The organism is Rhodococcus sp. SG20037 (genome assembly GCF_031763325.1).
In the GTDB taxonomy this organism is placed as follows: domain Bacteria; phylum Actinomycetota; class Actinomycetes; order Mycobacteriales; family Mycobacteriaceae; genus Rhodococcus_F; species Rhodococcus_F qingshengii.
Genome location: NZ_CP134497.1, coordinates 3,776,991 through 3,794,777, shown reverse-complemented (window position 1 = coordinate 3,794,777; position 17,787 = coordinate 3,776,991). Strand labels below are relative to the sequence as shown.

The window sequence follows — 17,787 nt, the reverse complement described above, 5'->3', positions numbered from 1 at the left end:
GTGGAGGCATACGCTCGTCTCATGTCCCTGGGCGAAGAGAAGACGATCTCGGTCACCACATTCCGTAAGAGCGGTGACGGCGTAGCCACGCCGACGTGGGTCGTGCCTCTGCCTGACGGACGTATCGGCTTCTGGACTTCCTCGAAGTCGGGTAAGGCCAAGCGTCTGCGAAACAACCCACGCGTCACCGTAGTGCCGTGCAACAACCGCGGAAAGGTTGCCGACGGTGCGTCGCCGGTCACCGGGACCGCTCAGTTGGTGAGCGGTGGAGCTGAATTCGACGAGATCCGCAGCAAAGTCAAAGCGAAATACGGTGTGATGGTGCCTATTTCGAAATTCTTCAACACCCTCGGTCACATCGGTAATGGTCCGTTCCCGTACGGCGACACCGGCGTGATCATTTCCGTCGATGCATAGTCGGGATTGCGTAGCGGAGTAGTCTGAAGGTATGGAACCCACGACCGGGCACCTCTGCCTGACGGTTCCACGAATCCTCCGTCAAGGAGCCTCGTCATGGCGCACATCAGCACTCTCGACTATGCAATGGAAGCGCCGCAGCGCCATGTCGGGCAACCTTTCCCGTCGCCGACGCGGACTCCGCGATTCCTGCTTCGTGGGCAAGGTGCCGTCAAGGCATCGGTTGACGGCGCGTGGTTCCCGTGGACCACGAACGTCACGGCGGAGCTTCACGATCTGATATCCGCACTTTCGCTGAGGTTGGGGCCGATCGCGCGGGTTGCGTTCGACTGGAACACGATCAGCAGCGCGCAGCGTCGTATCGACGAGGTCGACGGACTGGAAGTGCGGGGTCCGTACCCTGGCCAGCCCCACGATTTGATGTATCTCGACGACATCTATGGTCGTCAACTCGTTTTGATGATGATTCCGCCGTACACGGATCCGGACCGCGCGTACGAGGTCATGCGGCGGTTGGTGGATCCTGTCCGCAGCGAAACCTATCGGGTGCAGTGAGATCTTTCTGACGTGCGGGGGTCGAATCTCGCGATTCCTGAACATGCGTCCAGTTTGTCTGGTTTGATGGTTCTCGTAACCACGATCTCAGGCGCATTCCTTCAGGTCAGCGCTTGGGCGCGGCAGCTTGACTCCCTGCCGTGTCGTCGGTCCGGCATGTCCACCACCCTCCCACTGTGCGTGAGCGCCGGACCGAAGGAAGCCCCACCCTCCCCACGGGGGTGGGGCTTCTACTCTGTTCGGGCTGAGCGGCGTTCGCATCGCCGAATCCGCCCGCTTGTTCGGCAGTTCGGGACGCCCTGGCCCGTAGCATCGCCACCGTGAACATTTCCCTACTCGGTGCGGCTGGGCTTCAGGACTGCGCCGACAGTGGAATGGACTGCATGGACGGATTCGAAGCATTCTTTCTTCTGTACGGCGGCGGATTCATTCTCGCCTTGATTTGGCTTTCCCTGTGTCTTGTCGGAACGGCCGATGTGGTTTCTGTGTCCGGGCGAGTCGGTGTGTGGCGCGCTGTCGCCTTCTCTGTCGGGATTTGGCTTGTGCCCATCGTCGGGTTGAGTGCATGGTTTGTTTACCGCCGCTCTCGCCAAATCTCGAAGACGGTCGGTCCGGATCAAGCCCCCTACTGGACTTGAATGAGACTGACATTTTCACTGAGACCGCACCTAGCCTTGAAACTATGTGGCATCCTGCCGTTCCAGCCAGTTCAAGATCGCTTGGTTGGTCTCTTCGGGTCTTTCTTGTTGGATCCAGTGACCGCAATCGAGATTGACTACTTCCACATTGGGCACGAACTCTGTCAGGTTCTCAGCTCTCGCGATCGCGTCACGGTCGCCGTAGATCATGAGTGTGGGCTGTTGGATGATCGGGTCCACCTCCGCCAGCAGATGCCAGTTGCGGTCAAGGTTCCTGTACCAGTTCACACTGCCCGTGAATCCTGTCGATTCGAAGGCGGAGACGAAAATGGCCAATTCTCTATCGCTCATCAGGGGCTCACCGAGTGGTGTCTCTGCTTTGGCGAGATCGATCAGAGCCATACCCGGCTGAGGTTCCCTGAGGGGTTCGTTCTTCCGGTACAGGTTGCGGAGGAACCGGAAGGTGTTGTCTTCGAACACCGCGTCCGCGACGCCCGGCTGTCGATTGAAATGGACGAAGTAGAAATCACCGCCAAGCACGGCTTCCATGAACTCAATCCACGGCTGCTCTCCGCGATCCTGGTAGGGCAGGCTCAGGTTGATCACTTTGTTAACCCGGTCCGGGTGCAACAGGGTAAGGCCCCACACGACAAAGGCGCCCCAATCGTGACCGACAAGGGTGGCATCGTCGTAGCCGTAGTGATCGAGAAGTGCGATGAGATCACCCGCCAAATGTTCGATGTCATAGTCCGTCACTTCGGTCGGACGTGACGAATTGCCGTAGCCGCGTTGGTTCGGGACGATGACGTGGTAGCCCGCCTCGACAAGGGCGGGCACCTGGTATCGCCAGGAATAGGCGTGCTCTGGCCATCCGTGACACAACACGATGGGTTTCCCGGCATTGTGTCGCCCTGCTTCGAAGACTTCGAGTTCCACGCCGTTCACTGGGATGAGGACGGGCCTGGGGAAGTCGGATGGATTCACGGATGCTCCTTTGAGTCGAGTACCGATCTCGTGTCTGGATCGACCGGTTGCTCCGACGATAGGGAGCATCGTGGACACATAAAGTCCTAGATCGCTGGCAATCTGAAGAAATGCGGAACGATCCCACAGGCCGAGCACTGCAACTGCTCTCGCTCCTTCAGACTCATCGCTTCTGGCACTGTGCCGAACTTGCCGCACGACTCGATGTCACGCAGCGGACGGTGCGCCGCGACATCGATCGCCTACGCGACCTCGGCTATCCGGTCGATTCCACGTCCGGAAAATACGGGGGCTACCGACTTGCAACGGGGGCGCACGTGCCGCCCCTGATCCTCGACGATGACGAGTCCGTGGCGGTAGCCGTCGGACTGCGCTACGCCGCCGAGGCCGCCATCGGAGGCATCGAAGAAACGGCGCTGCGCGCGCTGACGAAGATCGAAACACTCCTGCCCCATCGACTACGCCGACGTGTGTCGGCACTGCATTCGAGCGTCAGTTCCATGCGGCGGGCAAATGACGACATCGTCGATCCCGAAGCACTCAGTGTGCTCGCTGCGGCATGTCGCGACCACGAGCACGTTCGTTTCGACTATCGGCGAGGTGATGGCGAGAGCAGCAGACGACTCGTCGAGTCGCACCGCCTTGTCACGGCGGGGCGTCGTTGGTATCTCGTAGCATGGGACCACCATCGTTCGGATTGGCGAACATTTCGACTGGACCGGCTCTCGGAGCCCTGGCTGGCAGGCAGTCATTTCACGCCACGCGAGATCCCGGGCGGTGACGCGGCAGGCTTCGTCGCGAGATCAGTTGGCTCGCCACCCCGTCACCACGATGCAAAACTCGCCATCGAAGCTACGTTCGCCGACCTCGAGGGCGTACTCAGATGGATTGACCACACACCGATCGAGGTGGCAGCGGACCGCTGCCTTGTCGAGATCCGCAGCGAAGATCTCGGCAGGCTCGCCATGACGGTTGCGCGCATTGCGCTCACCGCCCCAGTGGTCGTCATCGAACCAACCGAGCTTGCCGACACCGTCAGTCGGCTCGCCCTTCACCTCAGGGTCTCGCCACCATGACAGTCAGAAGAGGATTGCGCGACAAGACCATTCACGTCCAAGTTGCCGCGGGGACGTGTTCCCTGCGCAGGCCCCTCGTCTATCGAGACACGTATCCGATTCCCTCTAGGCTGGAGAGTAAGTGACCGATTCGAAATCATCGCCGCCGGCTTCCGTCCACCCTCAGACGTGGAAGTTCGACTACCCGATCATCCACGCCGAGACTCGCGAACAGTGGCGAACTTGGTTGACGGACAATCACACGTCAGGCCGCGGAGTGTGGTTGTGCTCCTGGCGCACCACCACCAGCCGACCACGCTGCCCCTACCCTCAGGCCGTTGAGGAAGCGATCTGCTTTGGGTGGATCGATTCCACCAACACCGTCTTCGACGAAGAGCGCAATTTGCAACTGTTCACACCGCGGAGACGCAAGAGTTCCTGGACCCGACTCAACCGCGAACGCGCAGCTGATATGGAGGCGCGTGGCCTCATGACCGCTGCTGGTCGTGGTGCCATTGCTGCCGCGAAATCCACTGGTTGGTGGACGATTCTCGACCAAGTCGAAGACCTCGAGGAACCATCTGACTTGCAGGCGGCGCTGGACCTGGACACGCAAGCGCGAAGTAACTGGGACAGTTTTCCGCCCAGCGCCCGCAAACAGATGCTGTGGTGGATCGTCAGTGCCGCTCGAGACGCAACACGGGCAGGTCGAATCGCCCATATCGTCAACAATGCGGCCATCGGTCAACGTGCCCGCGGCTGATCCGCGATTCGACCGCGTCCGGTATGAAGGCCGGTCATCATCTGTCCGAGGGGTTTCCCTCGGACCGAAACAAGTCCACCCGCCCCGCAGAAGCGGGACGGGTGGACTCGGTACTCGCAGGTCTGACTTACGTCAGGATGCGGATCACACGTCGTAGTAGAGCTCGAACTCGTACGGGTGCGGACGCAGGTTGACCGGAGCGATTTCCTGCTCGCGCTTGAGCGAGATCCAGGTCTCGATAAGGTCGGTGGTGAAGACGCCACCCTCGGTCAGGTACTCGTGATCGGCTTCGAGGCGGTTGATGACCGTCTCGAGGCTGGTCGGAGCCTGCGGGATGTTGCGAGCCTCCTCCGGGGGAAGCTCGTAGAGGTCCTTGTCGACCGGAGCCATCGGCTCGATCTTGTTCTTGATGCCGTCCAGGCCGGCCATCATCTGTGCAGCGAAGTTGAGGTACGGGTTACCCGAGGAGTCGGGTGCGCGGAACTCTAGACGCTTTGCCTTCGGGTTGTTGCCCGTGATCGGGATACGGACAGCTGCCGAGCGGTTGCGCTGGCTGTACACGAGGTTGATGGGGGCTTCGTAGCCCGGCACCAGACGGTGGTACGAGTTGATCGTCGGGTTGGTGAAGGCCAACAGCGACGGAGCGTGGTGCAGGATGCCGCCGATGTAGTGGCGAGCCATGTCCGAGAGGCCCGCGTAGCCGGACTCGTCGTGGAAGAGGGGCTTGCCGTCCTTCCACAGGGACTGGTGGACGTGCATGCCCGAGCCGTTGTCACCGAAGAGCGGCTTCGGCATGAAGGTCGCGGACTTGCCGTGCTGCCAGCAGGTGTTCTTGACGATGTACTTGAACAGCTGCAGGTCGTCAGCAGCTGCGAGCAGCGTGTTGAACTTGTAGTTGATCTCCTGCTGTCCGCCGGTACCGACCTCGTGGTGGCCGCGCTCGAGCTCGAAGCCCGCGTTGGTCAGGTTGGTGGAGATTTCGTCGCGCAGGTCCACGTAGTGGTCGTACGGAGCGACGGGGAAGTAGCCGCCCTTGGCGCGAACCTTGTAGCCGAGGTTCGGGGAGCCGTCGGCGTTGGTCTCTGCGCCGGTGTTCCAGGAACCGGAGATGGAATCCAGCTCGTAGAACGCGGAGTTCATGCCGGAGTCGTAGCGAACCGAGTCGAAGATGTAGAACTCGGCCTCGGCGCCGAAGAATGCGGTGTCCGCGATGCCGGTGCTGACCAAGTACTCCTCGGCCTTGCGGGCAACGTTGCGCGGGTCGCGGCTGTAGGACTCACGGGTGAACGGGTCGTGCACGAAGAAGTTGATGTTGAGGGTCTTCGCCTTGCGGAAGGGGTCGATCTGCGCCGTGGTGACGTCGGGAAGCAACATCATGTCGGACTCGTGGATCGACTGGAATCCGCGGACCGAAGATCCGTCGAATGCGAGGCCGTCCTCGAACACGTCCTGGTTGAAAGCAGACGCCGGGATCGAGAAGTGCTGCTGGACGCCGGGCAGGTCGCTGAACCGAATGTCGACGTACTCGATGTTCTCGTCCGCGATGTACTTGATGACCTCTTCGGCCGTGGTGAACGCCACGCTTGTGCTCCTTAAGTCGCTTCAGCCAAGTGATGTCGGTTGAATCCGTCGAGGCAGACGGTAGGGAGCTGGTGTTGCCCGCTCGTCAACCCTTTGTTTCGGCAGTGTTACGCGTCGCAGCATCCTGGGGATTTCCGAAGTCCATGTGACCGGCCACACAGTTAAAACCCGGCAAATCTGGACTACGGTGCTGCGACGCCTATCCTGGACAGCATGGCACGTATCACCGGAACTTGGCTCTCTGGGCCGCAAGCAGCTTTGCCGAAGAGCGCGGACGGCCGTGAGCAGTCGTACCGTGGCGAGCTCCTCGGTTTCCCTCAGGAGGGTCCGGGTTCGCTGGTCGGTTCGGGCCGTCGTATCGCGGCACTGTTGGTGGATTGGGTGATGGCTGTGGGAGTGGCCTCGCTCATCACCGGCGACTTCTTCGACGGTATGACCTCGACTGTCACGCTGATGGTGTGGTTCGCAGTCGGCGTCGTCACGGTGGCGCTGTTCAACTTCACACCGGGGCAGTTCGTCCTCGGACTTCAGGTTGCACGAATCGAAGGCCCGATTCGAGTGGGCTTCGTGCGCGCGCTCGGACGTCAGGCACTGCTTGTGTTCGTGATTCCCGCGACCATCACCGACATCGACGGTCGCGGTATGCAGGACCGCGCGACCGGCACTTTGCTCGTGAAATCGCGCTGACACAAATTTCTCGAAGTAAAGAAAGACCCGGGTCCGTGTGGGCCCGGGTCTTTCGTTTTGCTGTGGGGGAGTGTCAGCGACGACGAATGGTTCGCTGCATTCCCTTCATCTTCGCGCCTCCGGGCATCGGGCCCTTGGGAAGCGCTGCTCCGCCGCCGCGTGCGCTTAGTGCAGCGAGGCGACCTTCGATGTTGTCCATGCGCTTGGTGTCGATGTTGCGGGGCAACTTGTTCAAGTAGCGCTGGAGCTGCGAGAGCGGAACCTGGCCCTCGTCGTTGCCGATGATGATGTCGTAGATCGGGGTGTCGCCGATGAGGCGGGCGGTCTTCTTCTTCTCCTGCGCGAGGAGGCCCTTGACGCGTTGCGGCGAACCTTCGGCGACGAGGATGACACCCGGCCGTCCGACGACGCGGTGAACAGCATCGAGTTGGGTAGTGCCGGCGACGGCATTCGTGACGCGCCACGCACCCTGCATGTTGTCGAGCGCCCACGCAGCGGCACCGGCCTGACCTTCAGCCTTCTTGTACACCGATTTCTGGACGCGACGACCGAAGATGATGAAGGCGCCGAGGAGACCGAGAACGATGCCGATCGGCAGCAGGAACCACTGAAGGCCCCAGATGAGGCCGACCAGGAAGAAGACCAGAGCCGCACCGACGAGGGTGCCGATCATCAGCGGCAGGAGGAGCTTGTCGTCCTTGCGCTGCATCTGGAATGCCTGCCAGAGCTGTGTTCTACGTTCCTTGGAAGCCTGCTTGCGGGCAGCCTTCGCTGCAGCCTTTGCCTCTTTGGTGGGTTTGCCCTTACCGGATTTGCTGCCGTTCGCCATGTACCCAGGATACGTCCATTGCTGTGCGCCTTTACTAACCGCCCGCGGTTAATAAAGGCGCACAGCAAAAAGTGGATCAGCGATTCAGGCGCGCCATGAGTGAGCTGGCTTCCTGGGAAGCGTCGCCGCCCTCGGTCAGATGACGCTGCGCCTCGGGAAGTTCACGGCCGTGATGTGCCATGGCCTGCGCATACAGGCGGCCGGCGCGGTACGACGAGCGAACCAACGGACCGGCCATGACGCCGGCGAAGCCCATCTCTTCTGCAGCCTTCGAGTGTGCGACGAACTCCTCGGGCTTGACCCACCGCTCGACGGGGTGGTGCCGGGGCGAGGGGCGCAGGTACTGGGTGATGGTGAGGATGTCGCAACCGGCGGCGTGGAGATCTGCCATCGCCTCGGTGACCTCTTCAGGGGTTTCGCCCATGCCGAGGATCAGGTTGGACTTGGTGACCAGTCCGTAGTCGCGTGCTGCGGTGATGACGTCGAGGCTGCGCTGGTACCGGAATGCCGGACGGATCCGCTTGAAGATGCGGGGGACGGTCTCGAGGTTGTGTGCGAGTACCTCGGGGCGTGAGGCGAAGACCTCGTCGAGCAGTTCGGGCTTGCCGTTGAAGTCCGGAACCAGGTTCTCGACGCCGGTGCCCGGGTTGAGTTCGTGGATCTTGCGGACGGTCTCGGCGTAGAGCCAGGCGCCGCCGTCGGGGAGGTCGTCGCGGGCGACGCCGGTGATCGTGGAGTACCGAAGGCCCATGGCCTGAACGCTTTCCGCGACGCGACGGGGCTCGTCGCGGTCGAGGGCTTCGGGCTTGCCGGTGTCGATCTGGCAGAAGTCGCAGCGGCGTGTGCACTGCTCACCGCCGATCAGGAACGTGGCTTCGCGGTCTTCCCAGCACTCGTAGATGTTGGGGCAGCCCGCTTCCTCGCAGACGGTGTGCAAACCTTCACGCTTGACCAGGCCCTTGAGCTCCGTGTACTCGGGGCCCATCTTTGCTCGGGTCTTGATCCAGTTGGGTTTGCGTTCGATGGGCGTCTCCGCGTTTCGGATCTCGAGACGGAGCAGCTTACGTCCTTCTGGGGCGATAGTCACGACAGTGATCCTACGCCCGGTGATTACTGCAACGGGGTTCGGGCGAGCCCGTCAGCTGTACTGAACGGTAGTAAAAGTCGGAGTAGGCGAGGCGCTTTCGAAGGTGACGCGCTCGACGTTCCGTTCGGTGACGGGCATGGTTCCGTCGAGAGCAGCGATCACTGCCTCGGTCACAGCGGGAGTGACTTCGTCCACGGTGACGTCGCGACCGAGTTCATGCGACAGCGTCGTGACCCCGGCGTCACGGATGCCGCAGGGAATGATGTTGTCGAATCCGGTCAGGACCGAATTGCAGTTCAGGGAGAAGCCGTGCAGTGCCACGCCCCGTTGGACGCGCACGCCGATGGCAGAAACCTTGCGCTCGGGCTTCCATTGCCCGTTTGCGAGTTCGGCAGGCAGCCAGACGCCGGAGCGGCCGTCGATGCGCCCGCAGTTCAGGCCGAGGTCCGTGCACACCGTGATCAGTGCTTCCTCGATGCGTCGGACATACCGCACCACGTCGATGGGCTCGGCCAGTTTCACGATCGGATATCCCACCAGCTGGCCGGGGCCGTGCCAGGTGATCTTCCCGCCGCGGTCGACGTCGATGACAGGCGTGCCGTCGACGGGACGATCTTCGGGTTCCGTGCGTCGTCCTGCTGTGTACACCGGCGGGTGTTCGAGGAGCAGTAGCGTGTCCGGTCCGATGTCGTCCGCCCGCACTGCCGCGAGCTCACGCTGGCGGTCCCACGCGGCGTTGTAGTCGATCGAACCGAGTTGCTCGACGGCGATCGGCAGTTTCGAGAACCGGGCGGAAACGGCAGCGCTGCTCATGGACGTAGAGATTACGCCCGACTTCGGAATCAACCGAGTGCGGCCGCCAGCGCTTCGCCGATCGTGTTGTGGCGGAAAGAGAATCCCGCCTTTTCCAAAGCTGCGGGAATGGCGCGCTGGCCACCGAGGATGCCGCTCTTGGCGAATTCTCCGATCAACGCTTCGAGTGCGAACCCGGGAACGATCCAGGGAGCCGGGCGGTGGACCGCACGGGACATGGCGTCATTGAACTGGGCATTGGTGACAGGGGCCGGACCGGTCAGGTTGACGGGACCGGAGAGTTCGGAATTCGTGAGCGCGAACTTGATCGCGTCGCACTCGTCCTCGAGTGAGATCCACGGAAAGTACTGGCGACCGTTGCCCAGTCGCCCGCCGAGGCCGAACGAATAAAGGCGCCGAAGCCGACCGAGCATGCCCCCATGAGGTGAAATCACGACGCCGGACCGCAGATTGACGACGCGGGCACCCGCCGCACGCGCCGGTTCGGTGGCAAGTTCCCAATCGCGACACGTCGTGGCGAGAAAGTCTGTGCCTGCCGGCGAATCCTCGTCGACGATCTTGTCGCCGGTGTCGCCGTAATAGCCGACGGCGCTCGCGTTGGCGAGGACGGGAACCTTCTGACTCGCGACCGCTTCGGCCAAGACGTCGGTCGCGACGATGCGGCTGTCACGGATCGCTTGCTTGTAGGAACCCGACCACCGTTTGTCGCCGATGCCGACGCCGCAGAGGTTCACGACGGCGTCGGCGCCCTGCAGGATGGAGAGGTCCAGACGGTCGTGGTCCGGGTCCCAACGCGATTCGTCGGGGCCGGCGGTCGAGCGTCGCACCAGACGCACCACGTCGTGGTTGTCGGAGCGCAACGATGACACCAAGGCCGTTCCGATCAAACCGGACGAGCCGGCGATGACTACTCGCATTCGGAAAGCCTCCTTCGATTCAGCGTGCTTCGATATCCGAACGTATATCTCCGACCGTACTGAAAAAGCCGGGGCGCCACCTCCTGATGGAGATGACGCCCCGGCCGGCCGAGCAGTTGCTTACAGGCCCAGATCAGCTTCGAACGAGGCTTCTTCCAACCGCTGCTTAACAGTGGTGAGGAATCGGCCGGCGTCGGCGCCGTCGACCAGACGGTGATCGTAGGTCAGCGGCAAGTAGATCATCGAGCGAACGCCGATGGACTCGTTGCCGTTCTCGTCGGTGACCACCATCGGGCGCTTGACGATCGCGCCGGTTCCGAGCATGGCCGCCTGCGGCGGTACCAGGATCGGGGTGTCGAACAGCGCGCCCTGGCTGCCGATGTTGGTGATGGTGAAGGTGCCACCCGAGAGCTCGTCCGGCTTCAGGCCACCCGAGCGTGCACGCTTGGCGATGTCGGCGATGGCTCGGGCCAGGCCGGCCAGGCCGAGATCGCCGGCGTTGTGGATGACGGGGGAGAGCAAGCCCTGATCGGTGTCCACTGCGATGCCGAGGTGCTCAGCGTCGTAGTAGGTGATCTGCTTGGCAGCCTCGTCGTAGCTTGCGTTGATGTTCGGGTGCGACTTCAGCGCCTCGACGACTGCCTTGGCGAAGAACGGAAGGAACGTCAGGTTGACGCCTTCGCGCTCGATGAAGCCGGCCTTGGCACGGGCCCGCAGGGCGACGATCTTGGTGACGTCCACCTCGAAGGTCTGCGTGAGCTGAGCGGTGTTCTGCAGCGACTCACGTGTCTTGGTGGCCGTGATCTGCCGAATACGGTTGGCCTTCTGCGTGGTTCCACGCAGGTGTGCCAGTTCGGGTCGGACGCCTGCGGCTGCGGTGGCGGCCGGTGCGGCCGCGGGTGCTGCAGCAGGAGCAGCGGCGGCGGGAGCCTTCTTGGCCTCCGCAGCGGCGAGCACATCCTGCTTGCGGATGCGGCCGCCGACGCCGGTGCCGGTGACGGTCGCGAGGTCGACGCCGTTGTCCGTGGCGAGCTTGCGCACGAGCGGGGTGACGTACGGGCTGCTGTCGCCGGAAGCTGCGGGGGCAGCCGCCGGTGCGGGAGCCGCAGCAGGCTTCGGAGCGGGGGCGGCCGGTGCGGCAGCAGGCTTGGGTGCCTCGGCCTTGGGTGCCTCAGCCTTCGGTGCTTCAGCCTTGGGGGCAGGGGGTGCGGCCGGTGCTGCGGGAGCGGCCTTGGGTGCCGGAGCCGCGGCGGGTGTGCCGGAGCCGACGACGGCCAGCTGGCCACCGATCTCGACGGTGTCGTCTTCCTGCGCATTGATCTCGAGCAGGATTCCGGCGACGGGGGACGGGATCTCTGTGTCGACCTTGTCGGTCGAGACTTCGAGCAGCGCCTCGTCGACGGCAACCTCGTCGCCGACAGCCTTGAGCCAACGGGTGACGGTGCCTTCGGTGACGGACTCGCCGAGGGCGGGCATCGTCACGGCGGTACCTTCAGCGGAACCGCTCGAAGCGGCGGGTGCCTCGGCAGCGGGAGCTTCTTCAGCGGGAGCTTCGGCAGCCGGCGCTTCCTCGGCGGGAGCTTCCTCGGCGGCGGGGGCGGGTGCCTCTGCCGCGGGTGCTGCGGCTTCGCCGGCTTCACCGATCTGGGCGAGCTCGCCACCGATTTCCACGGTGTCGTCTTCCTGCGCGACGATCTTGGTCAGGACGCCGGCGACGGGAGACGGAATCTCGGTGTCGACCTTGTCCGTGGAGACTTCGAGCAAGGGTTCGTCGACTTCGACCGTGTCTCCTTCCTGCTTGAGCCACCGTGTGACAGTTCCCTCGGTGACGCTCTCACCTAGGGCTGGCATCTGGACGGAGAAGGCCATGTCTTTTGACTCCTCGACAGTTGTGTTCGGGTTGTTGAATTTTGTCGACTTGTGGTCGTAATGCATTGTGCTCGAGTGGCGCGCGACGTGCGGCTACTTGTAGCTATTTTGCCGATGTCGACGCGCGGGCGCGGCGTCACCGTCGTTCATCTTTCCATTGATACGCCGGGCGTGTCCGATGAGGGGGATGCCGTCCGTTTCGGGTGTGTCGGCTACTGGCGAGTAGGTATGCGTCGGGGGTCCGGCTGTAACGTCGTAAGCGGACCAAACGGTATGTCGTGCGCAGGCACAACGGACATCGCCTGGCAAACTTGACATATCGCCGGGGTGCATCCGCGGCGTCGGTACCGAGGAGGGTACGACCGTGGGACTGTTCGATCGTTTCAAGCGTCCGCCAAGTGCGGCTCAGGCCGCAGCGCAAAGTGATGCGGATCATCTGGCGAATTGGGCGCACTCGCACGAAGGCGTCGAGGCCTATGTGGAACCGCAGACGACGGTGACCGAGGTGACCGTCGTCCTGGTTGCGAAGGACGGGGAGTGGACTCGTCGTCGTGTCGGCGGCGAACGTGGTGCCCGCAAATTGGGACAGGACCTGAAGATCCCGGTCTACGACGTCCGCAAGACGGGATATCCGCAGCGTATGCGCGATCACGACGAACGTAAGCGAATCGAACGCAAGCGGGCCCGAGAGCAGGAATTGCGCGACGGCGCCTGAACTGCTGTGCGCCTTTATTAACCGCGGGGGGTCAATAAAGGCGCACAGCAAGGGGTCAGCCGTTTACCGCGATGTCCTCCAGGACCGAGATCATCGTGCGAACGGGAACGCCGGTGCCGCCCTTGCCGGTGTAACCCCACGGCCCTGACGTGTTGTAGGCCGGCCCCGCGACGTCGATGTGCGCCCACTGGACACCCTCGGGAACGAATTCCTTGAGGTAGTGAGCTGCGACCAGCATGCCGCCCCAGCGGTGTGGGGTGACATTGGCCATGTCGGCGACCTTGGAGTCGAGATCTCCGCGCAATTCCTCCGGCAGCGGCATGGCCCAGCCGTTCTCGCCGACGCTCTGCGAGATGGAGGCGACGCGGTCACGGAACTCGTCGGTTCCCATGACTCCGGGGGTGCGGTTGCCGAGCGCGACCATCTGCGCACCGGTGAGGGTGGCGGTGTCGATCATGTAGTCGGGGTTGTCCTCACCCGCGCGAACCATCGCGTCGGCAAGAATCAAACGGCCCTCGGCGTCGGTGTTGACGACCTCGATGGTGATTCCGCCGTACTGGGTCAGCACGTCGCCGGGACGCTGGGCGGTCGCGGACGGCATGTTCTCGGCCATCGGTACGTATGCGACGACGTTGACGGGCAGGCCGAGCTTGGCGGCAAGCACAACGGTGGAGATGACGGCTGCGGCGCCGCCCATGTCCGAGGTCATGTTCTCCATACCGGCGGCGGGCTTGATGGAGATTCCGCCGGTGTCGAAGGTGATGCCCTTACCCACCAGTGCGACCTTGCGGGCACCACGCTTCTTCGACGCGTATTCGAGGCGGACGAGACGCGGCTGGCGTGACGAGCCCTTGCCGACGCCGATGATTCCGCCGTAGCCACCCTTCTCGAGTGCCTTCTCGTCGAGAACCTGGACGGTGAGCCCGGCCTCGACGCCCAGTGCCTTCGCGCGCGCGGCGAACTCGGCGGGGTAGAGGTGGCTCGGGGGAGTGTTGACGAACTCGCGTGCGGTGGCGACGGCCTCGGCGATGGCAGCCGACCGTGCCAGCGTCGCTTTGGTCTCCTTCGTGCGCGGCGACGGCACCAGAAGTTCGACGCGGGCCAGTGGCTGCGAATCGGGACCGGGAGCCGTCATGGACGACTTGAATTCGGTGAAGCTGTACGCGCCCAACGCAAATCCCTCGGCGGCTGCACCGAGGTCGAGGATCGAGAGCGTGGTTGCGACGGTGTCGATGCCGGACAACGAGCGAGCTGCGGCGCCGGCGGACTTACGGATCTGCTCGCTGCCGAGCTTGTCGGCAGAGCCGAGTCCGACGGCGAGAACGCTGGTGACCGACAGTTCGCTCGGTGCCGGGACACGAGTGAGCTGCTCGGGCTTGCCGGTGGCGCCGACGGCGATGAGGCTGTCGAGGATCTCGGCGAGTACGTCTTCGGCGACGATGCCTTCGCTGAGTGCGATTTCGGGGCCGTCCGGACCCGACGTCAGGCCGACGACCAGTATCTCTGCGCGCTTGGCGACTGTGCCGGCGAGAACGAGGTCGGGTCCCAACGATCGGGCTGTGCGAGTGCTCAAGGTGTCTCCTGTGAGGTGAGTGTGCGATGCGTCCGGTTCTGGCGGATGCCTGAGTCGATGTTAGGCCCTTTGCAGTTTGCGGACGGGCGATCGTCACGGCCGGGTGAGCTCTCGCTGCGGACATGTTTCGATCGGCGAAGTCCGATAGGTTGTGGGCCATGACCGACGAACAACTGTTGCAGGGCCCGATCCACCCCGTCCACGTCGAACTCGGCGCGACGTTCGCGCCGTTCGGGGGGTGGCAGATGCCGGTTTCGTACGCCGGCGTCGTGGCCGAACACACCTCTGTGCGTGAGAATGTCGGACTCTTCGACGTCAGTCACCTCGGCAAGGCCGTCGTGCGTGGCGCGGGCGCCGCGGAATTCGTGAACTCCGCACTGACCAACGACCTGAACAAGATCGGGCCGGGTAAGGCTCAGTACACGTTGTGCTGCAACGAGTCCGGTGGTGTCATCGACGACCTCATTGCGTACTACGTCAGCGACGACGAGATCTTCCTCGTCCCGAACGCAGCCAATACCGCGGACGTCGTTGCGGCTCTGGTCGCTGTGGCACCGGACGGAATCACCGTCGAGGATCAGCATCGTGCCTACGGTGTGCTGGCTGTGCAGGGTCCGAAATCGGTGGCGGTTCTGACCGCTCTGGGACTTCCCACCGAGATCGAGTACATGGCGTACGAAGATGCGGAATGGAACGGCGTGCCTGTTCGTGTGTGCCGCAGCGGTTACACCGGTGAGGTCGGCTACGAACTCCTGCCGCGGTGGGAGGACAGCGAGCCGTTGTTCCGCGCGCTTCTCGAGGCAGTGCGCGCCGAGGGTGGGCAGGCCGCCGGACTCGGCGCCCGTGACACTCTTCGTACCGAGATGGGGTATCCGCTGCACGGGCATGAGCTTTCGCTCGAGATTTCTCCGCTCGAAGCGCGCTGCGGATGGGCGATCGGTTGGAAGAAGCCGACATTCTGGGGCAAAGAGACCTTGACCGACGAGAAGGCTGCCGGCCCGGCTCGCAAACTCTGGGGGATCAAGGCTCTCGATCGCGGCGTGCTTCGTGCCGGCCTCGGTGTTCTGCGTGACGGCGAGGCAATCGGCGAGACCACCTCGGGGACGTTTTCGCCCTCGCTCAAAGTGGGAATTGCGTTGGCGCTCCTCGATTCCGGTGCCAATGTCTCGGCCGGCGACGAGATCGAAGTCGACGTCCGTGGTCGTGCACTTCGGTGCGTCGTGGTGTCTCCTCCGTTCGTGGAGACCAACACCAAGTAGAGAGCTTTTTCACGTTCGATAGGATTGCGCCCATGACAGGTGCCGCCGATTTCGTTCGTGTTCAGAGCTCGTCCCCGAAGTCCGACGCCGAGCGCCGTGACATTTTGGCGGCGCCCGGCTTCGGGCGGCACTTCACCGACCACATGGTCTCGATCGACTACACCGCGGGCAAGGGCTGGCACGACGCCCAGGTGTTGCCGTACGGAAACATCGAGCTCGATCCGGCCGCAATGGTTTTGCACTACGGACAGGCCATCTTCGAGGGCCTCAAGGCATACCGTCAGCCGGGTGGCGAGATCAGCTCGTTCCGCGTCGAGGCCAACGCCGAGCGTTTCGCGGCATCTGCGCGCCGTCTGGCCATGCCGGAGCTCCCGTCGCAGATGTTCATCGATTCCATCACCGAACTGATCGACGTCGATCTCGACTGGGTTCCCGCAGCCGGTGGCGAGGACGCGCTCTACCTCCGTCCGTTCATGTTCTCCACCGAAGCCGGACTCGGTGTCCGTCCCGCCGACGAGTACCGCTACCTGCTGATCGCCTCGCCTGCTGGTGCGTACTTCCCGCGCGGCGTCAAGCCGGTCAGTGTGTGGCTGTCCACCGAATACGTTCGCGCGGCCCCCGGTGGTACCGGCGCGGCCAAGTTCGCCGGCAACTACGCCGCTTCACTCCTCGCCCAGGCGCAAGCCGCCGACGAGGGTTGCGACCAGGTGGTCTGGCTCGACGCCATCGAGCGCACGTACGTCGAGGAAATGGGTGGAATGAACCTGTTCTTCGTCTTCGGCTCGGGCCCCGACGCTCGCCTCGTGACGCCGTCGCTGTCCGGTTCGTTGTTGCCAGGCATCACGCGCAACTCGTTGCTCGCCCTTGCCGCCGATTCCGGTTTCGCCGTCGAGGAGCGCAAGATCAGCACCGACGAATGGCGCACCAAGTGCAAGAGCGGTGAAATCACCGAGGTCTTCGCTTGCGGCACAGCAGCAGTCATCACCCCCGTCGGACGCGTCAAGTCCGCCGAGGGCGAGTTCACCATCGCCGACGGCGAGCCGGGTGAGGTGACGATGGCACTGCGCGACACCCTCACGGGTATCCAGCGCGGAACCTTCGCCGACACCCACGGCTGGATGACGAAACTTCACTGATCGCTGGTTCGTTCCGCGAGCAATCGCTCCCGGAAGAACTGCAGAATCTCGTCTCGTGCGACGGTGGTGGGCGATCCCGCCTCGTCGACGAGATGAGCCGTCACCACGCTGTGTGGATTGGCAATGACGTGTTCGAAGAACGGCGACGTTGTCGCGTTGGCCGCTTCGTCGGGTAGTACCTTCCCGACGAAGCGCTCGCCCAAGGCCTTCGAATAGGCGGCGAATCGTTGTGCGCGGCAGAACGAGTCACCTCGAAAGCGGTATGCAAGCACCGTGAGGTCTTCGGCCTCGAGTCTCGAGCGCACGGCTTCGAGTTCTTCGGGCCCGCTGTCGGTTTCGTCCGGTCGATCGAGCGGTAACGACGGTTGGGCGAGAACCGGCGCGATGACCGAGGGTTCGAGCATCATCGACAACGCGAAGTTACCGGTGAAGCACATTCCGATCACGCCGACGCCAGGTCCGCCGCTCTCCTCATGGGCGGAAGCGGCGAGTGAACGCAGCCAACGGACCGCCGGACTCGGTTCGTCGGCAGCGAGGGCGCGGAATTCTGCACTGACGCAGGCTCTCTTGAATACCGTCAGCCCCTCGTTCACTGTGGGGACCGCGCCGTCGTGCCCGAACAGTGACGGAACGAAGACAGTGAAACCGGCGTCGCGCACCCAGCGGGCGAATCGCGCTACATGCGGGCTGATGCCCGGCATCTCCGGCATGACGATTACTGCGGGACCGGTGCCGGCCACGTACACGGACTTCGCCACTGCGTCGATGGTGATCGTTCGACGGTCGAAGTCTTCGAGCGGATCGTCTTCGGTCATGCTCCGGTTCGGCACGGTGAGCCCTCTCAGTAGTCGAAACAATTCCTCTGCACAGTCTTTCGGCGCGGGATCGACTACAGAAGAGGGCGGTTCG

Annotated in this window: 18 protein-coding genes; 9 read left to right on the top strand and 9 right to left on the bottom strand. The window is 63.3% G+C overall.

Translation table 11 applies throughout. The features are described from left to right. Window positions 1-21: 21 nt before the first annotated feature. The 3 genes from RHP72_RS17345 (at window position 22) to RHP72_RS17335 (ending at window position 1,610) form a co-directional block, all read left to right on the top strand. The gene (locus tag RHP72_RS17345; protein ID WP_042445944.1) at window positions 22-417 is read left to right on the top strand and encodes a PPOX class F420-dependent oxidoreductase; all 396 of its coding nucleotides are present in this window, start codon (window positions 22-24) and stop codon (window positions 415-417) included. Window positions 418-513: 96 nt separating this feature from the next. Further along, window positions 514-972, top strand: a complete 459-nt coding sequence (locus RHP72_RS17340; RefSeq protein ID WP_042921868.1) for a DUF5994 family protein — start codon at window positions 514-516, stop codon at window positions 970-972. Window positions 973-1,292: 320 nt separating this feature from the next. Further along, window positions 1,293-1,610, top strand: coding sequence for a hypothetical protein (locus RHP72_RS17335; protein WP_228232664.1), 318 nt, complete (start codon window positions 1,293-1,295; stop codon window positions 1,608-1,610). Window positions 1,611-1,652: 42 nt separating this feature from the next. Here the strand turns inward: RHP72_RS17335 and RHP72_RS17330 are convergent, their stop codons facing one another. Beyond that, window positions 1,653-2,594: an alpha/beta hydrolase gene (locus RHP72_RS17330; protein WP_311093634.1), complete on the bottom strand. Its 942-nt coding sequence runs from the start codon at window positions 2,592-2,594 to the stop codon at window positions 1,653-1,655. 110 nt (window positions 2,595-2,704) lie between these two features. Here RHP72_RS17330 and RHP72_RS17325 point away from each other — a divergent pair, with 110 nt between their 5' ends. Beyond that, a complete protein-coding gene (locus tag RHP72_RS17325) occupies window positions 2,705-3,670 on the top strand; it encodes a YafY family protein (protein ID WP_007735427.1) in 966 nt (321 codons plus the stop codon). 121 nt (window positions 3,671-3,791) lie between these two features. Then, on the top strand, window positions 3,792-4,412 hold the full coding sequence (locus tag RHP72_RS17320) for a YdeI family protein (RefSeq protein ID WP_042445829.1): 621 nt from the start codon (window positions 3,792-3,794) through the stop codon (window positions 4,410-4,412). Between the two features lie 144 nt (window positions 4,413-4,556). On the opposite strand, the gene glnA is transcribed toward RHP72_RS17320, so the two are convergent. Then, window positions 4,557-5,993, bottom strand: coding sequence for a type I glutamate--ammonia ligase (gene glnA, locus RHP72_RS17315; RefSeq protein ID WP_003941609.1), 1,437 nt, complete (start codon window positions 5,991-5,993; stop codon window positions 4,557-4,559). 213 nt (window positions 5,994-6,206) lie between these two features. Here glnA and RHP72_RS17310 point away from each other — a divergent pair, with 213 nt between their 5' ends. Then, the gene (locus tag RHP72_RS17310; protein WP_003941579.1) at window positions 6,207-6,680 is read left to right on the top strand and encodes an RDD family protein; all 474 of its coding nucleotides are present in this window, start codon (window positions 6,207-6,209) and stop codon (window positions 6,678-6,680) included. 73 nt (window positions 6,681-6,753) lie between these two features. Here RHP72_RS17310 and RHP72_RS17305 read toward each other — a convergent pair whose 3' ends face one another. The 5 genes from RHP72_RS17305 to sucB form a co-directional block, all read right to left on the bottom strand. Next, window positions 6,754-7,509 carry a DUF4191 domain-containing protein gene (locus RHP72_RS17305; RefSeq protein WP_003941625.1) on the bottom strand — a complete coding sequence of 252 codons (756 nt, stop codon included), beginning with the start codon at window positions 7,507-7,509 and terminating at the stop codon, window positions 6,754-6,756. 76 nt (window positions 7,510-7,585) lie between these two features. Next, a complete protein-coding gene (gene lipA / locus RHP72_RS17300; RefSeq protein ID WP_003941610.1) occupies window positions 7,586-8,596 on the bottom strand; it encodes a lipoyl synthase in 1,011 nt (336 codons plus the stop codon). Window positions 8,597-8,647: 51 nt separating this feature from the next. Continuing rightward, window positions 8,648-9,409, bottom strand: a complete 762-nt coding sequence (lipB, locus tag RHP72_RS17295; protein WP_209447544.1) for a lipoyl(octanoyl) transferase LipB — start codon at window positions 9,407-9,409, stop codon at window positions 8,648-8,650. 29 nt (window positions 9,410-9,438) lie between these two features. After that, window positions 9,439-10,326, bottom strand: coding sequence for a TIGR01777 family oxidoreductase (locus tag RHP72_RS17290; RefSeq protein WP_118603008.1), 888 nt, complete (start codon window positions 10,324-10,326; stop codon window positions 9,439-9,441). A gap of 120 nt (window positions 10,327-10,446) precedes the next feature. After that, window positions 10,447-12,195 (bottom strand): 2-oxoglutarate dehydrogenase, E2 component, dihydrolipoamide succinyltransferase, encoded by a 1,749-nt coding sequence (gene sucB, locus RHP72_RS17285; RefSeq protein WP_118603049.1) that lies wholly within the window; start codon window positions 12,193-12,195, stop codon window positions 10,447-10,449. Window positions 12,196-12,559: 364 nt separating this feature from the next. On the opposite strand from sucB, the gene RHP72_RS17280 reads away from it, so the two are divergent. Continuing rightward, window positions 12,560-12,910 carry a hypothetical protein gene (locus tag RHP72_RS17280; protein ID WP_003941713.1) on the top strand — a complete coding sequence of 117 codons (351 nt, stop codon included), beginning with the start codon at window positions 12,560-12,562 and terminating at the stop codon, window positions 12,908-12,910. A 55-nt stretch (window positions 12,911-12,965) separates the two neighbouring features. On the opposite strand, the gene RHP72_RS17275 is transcribed toward RHP72_RS17280, so the two are convergent. Continuing rightward, window positions 12,966-14,483: a leucyl aminopeptidase gene (locus RHP72_RS17275; RefSeq protein WP_007730044.1), complete on the bottom strand. Its 1,518-nt coding sequence runs from the start codon at window positions 14,481-14,483 to the stop codon at window positions 12,966-12,968. Window positions 14,484-14,641: 158 nt separating this feature from the next. Between RHP72_RS17275 and gcvT the strand changes: the two genes are divergently transcribed. After that, a complete protein-coding gene (gene gcvT / locus RHP72_RS17270) occupies window positions 14,642-15,742 on the top strand; it encodes a glycine cleavage system aminomethyltransferase GcvT (RefSeq protein ID WP_019748918.1) in 1,101 nt (366 codons plus the stop codon). A 32-nt stretch (window positions 15,743-15,774) separates the two neighbouring features. Beyond that, window positions 15,775-16,878 (top strand): branched-chain amino acid aminotransferase, encoded by a 1,104-nt coding sequence (locus RHP72_RS17265; protein WP_003941766.1) that lies wholly within the window; start codon window positions 15,775-15,777, stop codon window positions 16,876-16,878. Here RHP72_RS17265 and RHP72_RS17260 read toward each other — a convergent pair. Next, window positions 16,872-17,693, bottom strand: coding sequence for a dienelactone hydrolase family protein (locus tag RHP72_RS17260; protein ID WP_007730045.1), 822 nt, complete (start codon window positions 17,691-17,693; stop codon window positions 16,872-16,874). The genes RHP72_RS17265 and RHP72_RS17260 overlap by 7 nt on opposite strands. Window positions 17,694-17,787 lie beyond the last annotated feature (94 nt).